6 protein-coding genes are annotated in these 11,932 nt (G+C 41.5%); 5 read left to right on the forward strand and 1 reads right to left on the reverse strand.

Annotation, left to right across the window (positions count from 1 at the left end; translation table 11 throughout):
- Positions 1-524 precede the first annotated feature (524 nt).
- From B3H30_RS04065 to B3H30_RS04085, 5 genes are all read left to right on the forward strand, one after another.
- Positions 525-1,649 carry an ROK family protein gene (locus B3H30_RS04065; RefSeq protein ID WP_286752302.1) on the forward strand — a complete coding sequence of 375 codons (1,125 nt, stop codon included), beginning with the start codon at positions 525-527 and terminating at the stop codon, positions 1,647-1,649.
- Positions 1,650-1,672: 23 nt separating this feature from the next.
- A complete protein-coding gene (locus tag B3H30_RS04070) occupies positions 1,673-4,993 on the forward strand; it encodes a SusC/RagA family TonB-linked outer membrane protein (RefSeq protein WP_286803452.1) in 3,321 nt (1,106 codons plus the stop codon).
- A 4-nt stretch (positions 4,994-4,997) separates the two neighbouring features.
- Entirely contained in the window at positions 4,998-6,590 is a 1,593-nt protein-coding gene (locus B3H30_RS04075; RefSeq protein ID WP_286752300.1) for a SusD/RagB family nutrient-binding outer membrane lipoprotein, read from the forward strand.
- Positions 6,591-6,664: 74 nt separating this feature from the next.
- Positions 6,665-8,101 (forward strand): alpha-L-fucosidase, encoded by a 1,437-nt coding sequence (locus tag B3H30_RS04080; protein WP_204990937.1) that lies wholly within the window; start codon positions 6,665-6,667, stop codon positions 8,099-8,101.
- Between the two features lie 161 nt (positions 8,102-8,262).
- On the forward strand, positions 8,263-9,297 hold the full coding sequence (locus B3H30_RS04085; RefSeq protein WP_286833355.1) for a sialidase family protein: 1,035 nt from the start codon (positions 8,263-8,265) through the stop codon (positions 9,295-9,297).
- A gap of 54 nt (positions 9,298-9,351) precedes the next feature.
- Here B3H30_RS04085 and B3H30_RS04090 read toward each other — a convergent pair whose 3' ends face one another.
- On the reverse strand, positions 9,352-11,715 hold the full coding sequence (locus B3H30_RS04090; protein WP_201639744.1) for a glycoside hydrolase family 3 N-terminal domain-containing protein: 2,364 nt from the start codon (positions 11,713-11,715) through the stop codon (positions 9,352-9,354).
- Positions 11,716-11,932 lie beyond the last annotated feature (217 nt).

Consider the following 11,932-nt stretch of genomic DNA (forward strand, 5'->3'; position numbering starts at 1 on the left):
ATTAAACGAATGAAATCTCGCGAGCAATTGTCCTGAGATTTTGAAAGAGCCTGGTAATACCAGGCTCTTTTTGTTTTGCTATATCATAAATAATCGAAGATAGAGTCGGTTATAATATTACAATCTCCCCTAAAAAAACGGATAATTTCGAGATACCATTCGGAGCTTCTCCCCAAAAAACCTTTTAATATTATAGCAATTTCGTTACAATACTGACCCAACCTTTCTTTAATCGATAAAAAAAAGAGCCTTCTTTTGAGCAAAAACACATTATCATCAAATTCTTTTTAAAAATTTTAAAAAGAATTTTGAACTTAACACAAAGTGTGTTTATCTTTAACATACAATGCTTATGAGAATCTAAACATATTGATGATCTATAAGCAAGTTACTATGAAAAACCAAGGCGCGATGAAATGATTTTTATCAGCCATTATGAAACTTAGAGAAAACCAATAGTTATACTAATACAATTGAACTAAATTATGGGCGGCGAAATTTTGAGAATTTTGTATTACAGGCCGATGCAACCGATTGCAGACATTGCAAACTCTTTATCGAAAAGCATCCCCTCTGTCACCAAGCAGATCAATGATCTTTTGACACGAAATGTTGTTGTCGAAAAAGGTTATGCAGCATCCACAGGTGGAAGAAAAGCTATACAATACATGCTTAATGAAAATTTACAGCAAAGTATTATTAGCGTGTCTATTGATCAATTCTATACATCCATATCTTCCTCAAATCTCAAGGCTGAAACAATTTCGTCGCAAAATAATATTCCAATCGACCTTAGAGATAAGAAGGCAACGGAGTCCATTCTGGAAGCATTGAACAATTTCATCATTTCCAACCAGATCAACATTACACAAGTAATCGGTATTGGAATTAGTATGCCTGGTTTTGTTGATTCGGAAACAGGTCTCAATGAATCGTACAATGAAGATTCGCCCTTATATAACATTCGAAAACTATTTGAGCAAAAATTTAAGGTTCCGGCCATCATTGACAATGACTCACGTTGTATCGCCCTAGCGGAACGGAAATTTGGTGAAGCAAAAGATTCATCCCACTCGCTCGTGATCAATCTAAACTGGGGTGTAGGCTTAGGAATACTCATCAATGATGATATCTTCAAGGGAACATCAGGTTATGCCGGCGAATTCAGCCATATTCCACTTTCCGATACATTAACCTTATGCTCATGTGGCAAACGCGGCTGTCTTGAAGTCGAAGCTTCCATTAGTGCAGCCATTCGAAATACCGAGCGGGATATAAAGAATGGAGAATATTCCATTTATGATAAACTAGCCCATGAACACATCAATAAAATCGACGCATTAATTGAAGCTGTCCAAATCGGAGATCAGGTAGCAATCAACAACATTGGGAAAGTTGGCTATTTACTTGGCAAGGGAATTTCGACGTTAATACACATCCTCAATCCGGATAAAATAATCATCAGTGGCCGGGGAGCCGAAATCGGGGACATTTTGGCGCCTCATATTCAAGTAGCCATTAATGAATATAGCATTCCGAAGATTTCAAGGAAGACAACATTGGCAATTTCCACACTGCATAAAAGGGCGCAACAAAAGGGGACAACTGCCTTAGTCATCGAAAAATATATTACTAACATAATTAACTAACGTTTTACACAAACACCTAAAACATGAGTCTATTTTACAAAAAAACTGCAGGATTGGCGCTATGTACACTTTTCAGTGCTACATCGCTCTACGCGCAGCAAAGCATTTCTGGAATAGTTTCAGATGCTAATGGACCAATTTCTGGCGCCACTGTCTCCGTAAAAGGAACCAGCAGAGGCACCCAAACTGGCGGCAATGGATCTTTCACAATCCAAGCTTCAACAGGTGAAACTTTGCGCATCTCCATGGTGGGCTACAAATCCCAAGAAGTTGTGGTTGGTTCCAACAAAACAATCAACGTAAGCTTAACCAGCGACCAATCCAACCTGGAAGAAGTTGTTGTTACTGCCATGGGTATCAAAAAAGCCCCGAGAGAGCTTGGTTATGCCATGAGTACGATTGATTCCAAAGAACTAACAAAAACCGGTTCACCAAACTTTGCGGGGGCATTATATGGTAAAGCACCGGGCGTACGCATCACAACTGCTCCAGGGGGAGCAACCTCAGGGGTAAATATCAATATTCGTGGTATTAACTCTATCACAGGAGGTTCACAACCGTTAGTCATTATTGATGGGGTACCTATGCGCCAAAATAAATTTGATAACTCCAATTATTGGGGCGACCAACGTGCTCGCGGTAATGGCCTTGAGGATTTAAACCCTGAGGATATCGAAACAGTATCCATTTTAAAAGGAGCTTCAGCTGCTGCATTATATGGATCTGAAGCGATGAATGGTGTTGTCCTTATCACAACAAAATCAAATAAGGGGGGGACAGGCTTTTCAATTGATTTTAATGCAAACTATACGCATGATCAAATTGCATACCTACCCAAATTCCAAAATGTACGGGGGCCAGGCTATAGCTTAGCTTATGCAAATGGAGGACAGGCTGAAGATAAATTTTTCTATTATGGCGCTGATAGGGCTGTTGATGGAGTTACAAGAGGTGTTCTACCCGCAACGGTAAACTTCGGGCCTAAATTTGATGGACTACCAACGGTAACATGGGATGGTAAGGTGCGTCCTTATGAAGCTCAGAATGCTTACGGAAAGTTTTTCAACAATCCCAACAATACATCCCTTAATCTCGCGTTAGGCCACGCAACAGAAACGTCAAATGTTCGTTTCTCCCTTACTCGTCAAGATAATCAGATGACGTCGTTCGATTCATATAACAAAAAGAACATTGTCAATTTTAACTCAACATTTAAATTGTGGAATAAACTAACAACCGATGTTGTCGTTAATTATATCAATCAGCATACGCATAACAGACCATTTATGACGGATCGCTTGATTAACAATTTTACGGGGATGATTTCCACGTTTGATAACCCAGACTGGTATGCAGATCGCTATCAAACGAGCCTAGGGTATAAATATGTAACTGGAACGAATCAAAGTCTTACCCCAGGTGAAAATCTAATACACAACGGATATAAAGTCGATGTATTAGATTACTATTGGAATACTCGAGCTAAAACAAGTGATGAATATTCAAACCGTCTAATTGGTTCATTTACGAATACTTATCAAATAACAGACGATTTATCTGTTCGCGCTAGATTCTCTGCTGACGTTACATCAGCACGATTTGAAGATCGCAGCCCTAATCGCTTCCCATTACTTTACGGTTTTGACACCGAATCAGGATTTACGACAAAAAATCAAAATCAAAACATTTATTACACCGACCTTCTTGCCTCCTATAAAAAACAAATTAATAAGGACATTAAGTTAGGAGCTGCAGTAGGCTATACTGCGACAAAAAATCAGGACTTTTCGGTTAGTGGCTGGACTAACGGTGGATTATCTCAACGCAATTGGTATGATCTATCAGCCTCCGTTAATGATTCCAGAAGCTCACAAGCTAGGGTTTGGTCATTAAGAGATGCAACTTTTGGAACTTTAAATTTTAGTTTTAAAGACTATTGGTATGTAGAAGGGACATTACGTCGTGAGCTTATTTCACAGATGCACCCAGATAACAATGTTTTGTATTATCCATCGGTCAATTCAAGTTTAATCTTATCTGATGCGTTTAAACTTCCGGAAATCTTCGATTATGCGAAATTAAGAGGCTCATGGGGAATTGTGGGAAATTATCCTAATATTTTCCAAAGCGCCTTGAGCTTCTCTCAAAAAACACTGGGCGATCAAGGAACAGGATCTGTGATTTATACACAGGTTCCAACCTCCGGCTTCGGAAATGAGCGCATTAAACCTGAGACCAAGCATGAGATCGAATTTGGTTTAGAAACTAGATTGTTAAAAGGCCGATTAGGATTTGACATTACTTATTACAATGGCCAGATCAAAGATCAGATCTTAGATTTCTCTTTACCAATGACGACAGGTGCTAGCTCTATTGTTGCAAACGTAGGTACATTACGTAACAAAGGATGGGAATTTGTTGTTAACGGTACACCAGTTCAAAGTGAAAACTTCAAGTGGAATACAACCGTTAACCTTGCGTTCAACAGAAACAAGGTCGAGCAATTAGCAGGCGGTGCGACCGAATTAGAGCACCGATTTATTGATGGTGATGCAGCTAAGATTATTTCGAGAGTTGGAGAACCATTGGGTGATATCTACGCTCGGCCGGTAAAAACAGATGATCAAGGACGAATGATTGTTGACGCAAATGGTTTATATCAATTGGACAACACAACGTACAAAAAAGTTGGTAATGCCATGCCTAAAGCAATTGGTGGGTTCATCAACTCCTTTAGTTACAAAAATTTCACTTTGGACGCTCTAATTGACTTCCGCTGGGGAGGACATATTATGCCTACCGGTATCAACTGGATGAAAAGTAGAGGTTTGCTAGAAGAAACCTTAGAGGGTATGGACGCCGAACATGGTGGATTGAGTTACTACTTGTTTGGAGGAAAAGGAATTGCTACTACTGGTTCCACTGGACCTAATGGAGAAACGGTTTATCATGATGGTATGTTATTGGACGGGGTTTTATTAGATGGTACTAAAAACGCGAATATCATCTCCCAAGCGACCTACTTCAATTCAACCTATAACTGGGGTGGCCCACAATATGGCGGAAACTCTCGTTATGAACTTTATGTAGAGAAAAACAACTATATCAAGATGCGTGAACTTTCGCTCGCTTATAGACTTCCGAAAGATTTCGCTCGCAAGTTAAAAGCGAAAAACATCAGTTTATCGGCCTTTGGAAGAAACTTGTTCTTCATCTACAGAACCGCCAAACACCTCGATCCTGAACAAATGACAGGTGGTTCACACTGGTCACAACAAATTACCAATGCTGGTTCAGGTCCAGCAACAAGAACTTATGGTTTAATGTTACGCGCAAGTTTCTAAAATTATGAAAATCAAAAAACACATCTTACTTGCTGGTCTATGTGCCGCGGGTATTACAGCAATAACCTCTTGTAGTAAATCATCTTTTGATGAGTTATATAGAGATCCAGGAAAAATAAGTGAAGTGTCAGCCGACAAACAGTTCGCAGGAATTACCTATTCCTACAGAGAACTGGTTGTACCAAGTTACTGGAATTACTTTGTTATCCTCCGATCGACTGCTAATCGCTATGTTCAAGCTACGGGATGGGCAAACGAGAATAATCAATTGATACCTGGAGGTGCTTCTATCCAGGATCGTTGGAATACTTATTATGCAGGTCTTGCACAATATCGAGAATTTGAAAAAGTATACACAGCTTTGCCAGAAGCAGAGCGAACTCAGCTACGCATATTTTACCTTGCAGCGAAAATTTTCTTTTATGATCAAACGCAACAAGTTGTTGATTTACATGGAGACATCCCTTGGTCGCAAGCAGGCATGTTGAGTACCAATGGCGGAAATTATCCGAGCTCGTATGCTAAATATGATACTGCAGAAGAAATATATAAAGCTATGCTGGATGACCTAAAATCCATCAGTACCGAGCTTAATACGTTGCCAGCACTAACTTCAGGTGTTTCCACGTCTTTTAAAACCCAGGATTTAATAAACAAAGGTGATATTACACTATGGAAAAAATATTGTAATTCCCTTCGCCTACGTATGTTGACTCGCGTCAGTGCTGCCTCTACTTTTACAGCAAGAGCAAACCAAGAGCTGGCCGACATTGTTGGAAATCAATCAACTTATCCTTTAACTCTCACCAATGCAGATAATATCGACATCAGTGTCTTCAATTCAGGATCTGATATCAATGCGAGAGGATTTAGAGATGGTTTAGAAAGCTGGAACGCCAATATTGCCGGGAAAGTAATGATCGACAACATGGTGTCAAAGGCAGACCCGAGATTACCATTTATTTTTGAACCTGGACAAGGTGCAAATGGGGCTTATATTGGGCTAGATCAGTCTCTAACGAGTGCAGAACAAACTGCTTTGATTTCCGGAACACCAGCTAATCCAAGTAAGATTGCCATCTATAATCGTTCTACTTACTCGAGAAATGAATATTTCCCAGGGTTACTGATCACGGCATCGGAAGTCAATTATTTACTTGCTGAGTATTACAACAGGACTGGAAATAATGCTGCTGCAAAATCAGCCTTCGAACAGGGTATAAAACAATCCATCGCACTATTCCCTGCAATCAGAGCATTGAGCAAAGATAATACGACTACTGCCGCAACTCAACCAACAGAAGATCAGATTAATACCTATATTTCAAATATTGGTTGGGGAACAAATAACATTCAATTAATCGCTACTCAAAAATGGCTACATTTCAATGTTATTCAACCTTTACAATCCTGGGCGGAAGTAAGAAGATTAAATTACCCTGTATTTACTTTTAGAACAGAAGTATCTGATATTCAAAAAACTGTCCCTGCGAGATGGAATATCCCCGCAACAGAAGTGAATTTAAATGGCGCAAATTATGACGCTGTAAAAAGCAAAGATAAGCTTGACACCAAACTTTTCTGGGACGTTAATTAACGCGTAAACTACATCTATCTATAAGAAGGCCACCTAAGGTGGCCTTCTTTTTATCATTTTCATTATCTTTAGAAATGCAAACACTAAAAACCATTATATCCACTGCGCTGATCGCTTCAAGCGCAACACTAGCGTTTGGTCAAGCGCACAACGTATCTAATGGCTATCAAAAACCGACAGATCCCTTAGTAATTGAAAACCTCGAACAATGGCAAGATATGAAGTTTGGTCTTTTCATGCACTGGGGTACCTATAGTCAATGGGGAATCGTTGAAAGCTGGAGTATCTGTCCTGAAGACGAAGGCTGGACCCAACGCAAACCCGAACATGGTAAAACTTATTTTGAATACCTCAAGAACTACGAAAATCTACAGACCACCTTTAACCCTACGGATTTCAATCCACAAAAATGGGCCGATGCCGCAAAAGCTGCCGGCATGAAATATGTTGTCTTTACAACAAAACATCACGATGGATTTGCCATGTTCGATACCAAAGAGTCGGATTATAAAATCACCTCCGCTAAAACGCCATTTTCGACAAATCCAAAGGCCAATGTAACCAAAGAAATCTTTAACACATTTCGCAATGACGGCTTCAAAATTGGCGCCTATTTCTCCAAACCGGACTGGCACTCCGATTACTACTGGTGGTCCTACTTTCCACCAAAAGACAGAAATGTAAATTACGATCCTAAAAAATATCCGGATCGTTGGCAAAAATTCAAAGACTTTACCTACAATCAAATCAACGAGCTGACCTCAGCATATGGCAAAGTCGACATTCTTTGGTTGGATGGTGGTCAGGTGCGCCCCTTAGAAACCGTTGACAAATCTGTTGACTGGCAACAGACAATCAAAATGGATCAGAATATTGACATGGACCGCATTGGGGGCATGGCAAGGAAAAATCAACCCGGCATTATCGTTGTCGACCGTACAGTACCTGGAAACTGGGAAAATTATGTCACGCCTGAACAAGCGATTCCTGAACATCCCTTGGATATTCCATGGGAAAGTTGTATCACCATGGGAAATTCGTTCAGCTATGTGCCCAACGACCAATACAAACCGACCAAAAAGATTGTTGAAACATTGGTGAAAATTATTTCCCGCGGTGGAAACTACCTATTGAACATAGCCCCTGGCCCAACAGGAGATTATGACCAGGCAGCATACGATCGCTTGAACGAACTGGCAGCCTGGATGAAAATCAATCAAACTGCAGTGTTTGCAACACGTACGATTGCTCCATATCACCAAGGTGACTATTACTACACTAGAAGCAAAGACAGTAAAGTGGTCAATGTATTCCATCTTTCTGAAGGTGATACTTACCAGCAGCCAAATGAATACGTCTTTCAAGTACCTGATAATTTTAGCGTAAAGAAAATCGCTATTTTGGGTCATAAAGGTAAATTAGACTGGTCTCAACGTGGTAACCAAATTACCTTGAGAAGCCCTAGTACACGATTTAGTTATGCGACTGCAATTCAATTACAAAGCAAATAATATAAAATTCCGTTGGATATAATCTAACGGAATTTTATCATTTAACAAGGTCATTGTTTACCGATCACCGCCTGAACATCTCAATATTCCCAGAGCCTCTGCTCAGGAATAAGAAAATAAGTCATCAACAAACTATGGGGTTTTTAGAACCTTAAATTCCAATGAAAAAAATCAACCTATTTCCACTATTTATCCTTTTTTTTCTATCCTCGTGTGCAACGTATAAACCTCAGATCCTGGTATCAGAGCAAATTTTTAAAACAGGCCAGGTTCCATTCCAACAATGCCATGCTTCCACGATTCAAGTCATCGGAAAAGACAGTTTATTGGCAGCCTGGTTTGGTGGTACACATGAATCTAACCCCGATGTTGTCATATGGAGTTCACTGTATAGCCATGGACAATGGCAGCGTCCTGTACAGATTGCAGACGGTATCCTTGGTGACAACCGCTTTCCAACATGGAATCCTGTCTTCTATCAATACCCGCACAGTGACACCCTATCTTTGTATTATAAAATAGGGCCCAATCCCAGAGAATGGAAAGGCTATGTCAAACATTCACTGGATAAAGGAACGACCTGGTCTGCAGAGCAGCAGTTGCCTGAAGGTATTTTGGGGCCCATCAAGAATAAACCGCTCACCTTGACAAACGGACTGCTTCTCTCCCCTTCCAGCACGGAGTCCAAAGAAGAAATCTGGAAAGCACACCTGGAAATCAGCCGCGATCATGGCCGCTCCTGGTCCGTCAGCGCAATACGCCCCGATACCAGTATCCAGGTTATTCAGCCAAGTGTGATCCAACATACAGATGGACGCATTCAGGTGCTCTGTCGAAGTAAAGAAAATAAAGTGATGGCAGCATTCTCAGCAGATGAAGGCCTTACCTGGGGCCCCTGGCAATCCACAAACCTGCTCAATCCCAATTCTGCCACCGACGCCATCCGTTTAAATAATGGTTTATTGATGATCGTCTTCAATCCGGCTATCGCTGGCAACGACTGGTGGGAAGGACGCACAAAACTGCATGTCGCCATATCAAAGGATGGCTTACAGTGGAAAGATGTTCTAACCCTTGAAGATGGGGTAAAGAACGATGAGTATTCTTATCCGACAATTATTCAGGACACAAATGGTCTTATCCACATCACCTATACCTGGAACAGGAAAAGTATCAAACATATTGTGCTCAAATAAAAAAAAGGACTGTCCAAAATTGGGCAGCCCTATAGTATTGTTTGCGGTTTAGGATTAATAATCTCTCGTTAATTCCATTTCGCCCTTCAGTCGGATATCATCAGAAGATGCTCCAACCAAGAATTTAAATTTTCCCTTTTCTGTCTTCCATGCGTTGCTTGAACTCCAAAGTTTGAGGTCTTCCTTAGTCAATTGAAACGAATAACGTTCTTTCTTTCCTGCGGCAATGTTTTTGCGTTCAAATCGCTTCAATTGCATAACCGGTGTCACTACCGAACTTACTTCATCCACAACATACAACTGAGCGACTTCATCGCCAGCCAATTTACCGTTATTGACGACATCGAATGACACTGTGCAAGCAAAATCATTGCCATTCTCCTTCAAAGAGATCTGTAAATTGGAGTAATCGAAGCTACTATAACTCAACCCATAACCAAATGCATACAATGGCTTAGCCGACATCTCCACATAATCGTGATGTTTGGGTTTTGTATGGTTGTAATGTACAGGAAGCTGGCCGACCGAACGAGGTACCGAAATCGGTAATCTTCCAGCGGGATTATAGTCACCGAACAATACATCGGCAACTGCCAAGCCTCCCTCCTGTCCGGGGTACCAGGCATTCACGATCGCAGGCACATGTTCAGCTGCCCAATTTAAGTTCAATGGTCTTCCCATAACCGTAACAAGTACAAGAGGTTTTCCAGTCGCCTGTATCGCTTTCAGCAACTTGATCTGATCGCCCATCATATCCAGGGAAACGCGGTCAAATCCTTCTCCGCTTTCCATATCACTTACCGTGTTGGGATCAACATTGGCCGCTCCAGTTGCTTGATACGACGTTTTAAAATCACGTGCGCTTGAACCTCCGAGGACTAAAACCACTGCATCGGCCTGCTTTGCAGCAGCGACAGCGGCAGCAATATCGGAATTGCTGGTATCACGGATCGCACATCCTTTGACATAATCGATCTTGGTATTTTTATCCACTGCCGCCCGGATTCCGGTCAGCAAAGTCTGCACTTTACCATCGGCCTGTGGAGCAGTATAATCGCCCAGCTGATTATAAGGATTATCGGCATTTGGCCCTATAACGGCGATTCGTTTCAACGATTTACTTAAGGGTAAAATGTGCTGATCGTTTTTAAGCAAAACAATCGACTCGCGTGCCACTTGTCTTGCCACCGTTTTATTTTGCGTCGTAGCGACTTTTTGCGCTACCATTTTTTCATCCACATAAGGATGATCAAAAAGACCAAGATTGAACTTCATTCGCAGTACACGGGCCACTGCTGTATCGAGAACAGCAGGTTCAACGAGCCCCTGTTGGACAGCCTTAAGCAGATTTGAACCATAACCAGTCCCGCTTAGATCGACATCCAATCCGGCATGTATACTTTGTGAAGCCGCTTCTTCTGCAGTCGCTGCTGTTGCATGCCCGCCATTGAGCCCTGATATACTCAGTAGATCCGATACGACAAATCCCGTAAATCTCCAGTCTTTCCGTAGAATATCATTCAACAGCCAGGAATTGGCAGAACAAGGAATACCATCAATGCTATTATATGCCGTCATAACCGACCCAGCTCCCGATTTCACAGCACGCTCAAAAGGCGGGAGAAAATACTGTCTCAGGCTTCGCTCGCCAAACGACACGGACTCACCATTGTGACCGCCATCCGGAGCCGCATAGGCAACAAAATGCTTTAGAGTACCTATTATTTTATCCCGCTCACCGATCTTTTCCCCTTGAAAACCACGGATCATTGCGCTTCCCATTTGTCCAATAAGATAGGGATCCTCCCCATAGGTCTCTTCAGTACGCGACCAACGTGGATCTCGTGCTAAATCTAATACAGGACCGTAACCGTTTTTACCACCCACGGCATAAGTCTCCATGGCGATTGTTGAAGCCATGTCCTGAATCAACTGCGGGTTCCATGTACTCGCCTGCCCAATTGCGGTAGGAAATACCGTTGCACCAATAGCCATATGTCCATGTGGCGCCTCTTCAGACAATAACAATGGAATTCCAAGGCGCGTGCTATCCACCATATAACGTTGGATCGCATTGGTAGCGCGCGCAGCTTCTACAGGGCTCAAACCATTCAGCAAGGTTTTTTGTGTCCAGGGATCGGCACGTAAGGTTGCCCATAATAATCCGATATGCTGTTCTTTTACCGCCTTTCGCAATTTATTGCTGATTGTAACCTGCTTTCCGTTCTTGCTATACATGTCCCAGCCCAGCAATTTGCTCAATTGCCCGACTTTCTCTTCCACAGTCATTCTTCCCAATAGATCACTTACCCGTTTTTCAATTGGTAAGGCACTATTCTTATAGGGCAATTGCTGGGCTTGAAGTTGTGGGCAGAGCAATGTCGTCATTGCCGCCATCAGTAATATACGGACTTTCATAAGTGGATTATTATTTATCTAGTTTTCTTCATTAATTGGATCCGGTTTTATTAGTTCACGCCATCTATGCAACCGGTTTCCAAACCACTAAATTAACGATTTAGCCTAAATAATCAAGTTAAATTTTGATTCCTGATTCTTTTAATAATCATAGGGCGGCGGCATTGGTTTGAACAGCGTTCATCTAAATAACCTAACAAAGGGTCTACTTTATGTA

This window comes from Sphingobacterium sp. UBA7038, from assembly GCF_002494055.1.
Taxonomy (GTDB): Bacteria; Bacteroidota; Bacteroidia; order Sphingobacteriales; family Sphingobacteriaceae; genus Sphingobacterium; species Sphingobacterium multivorum.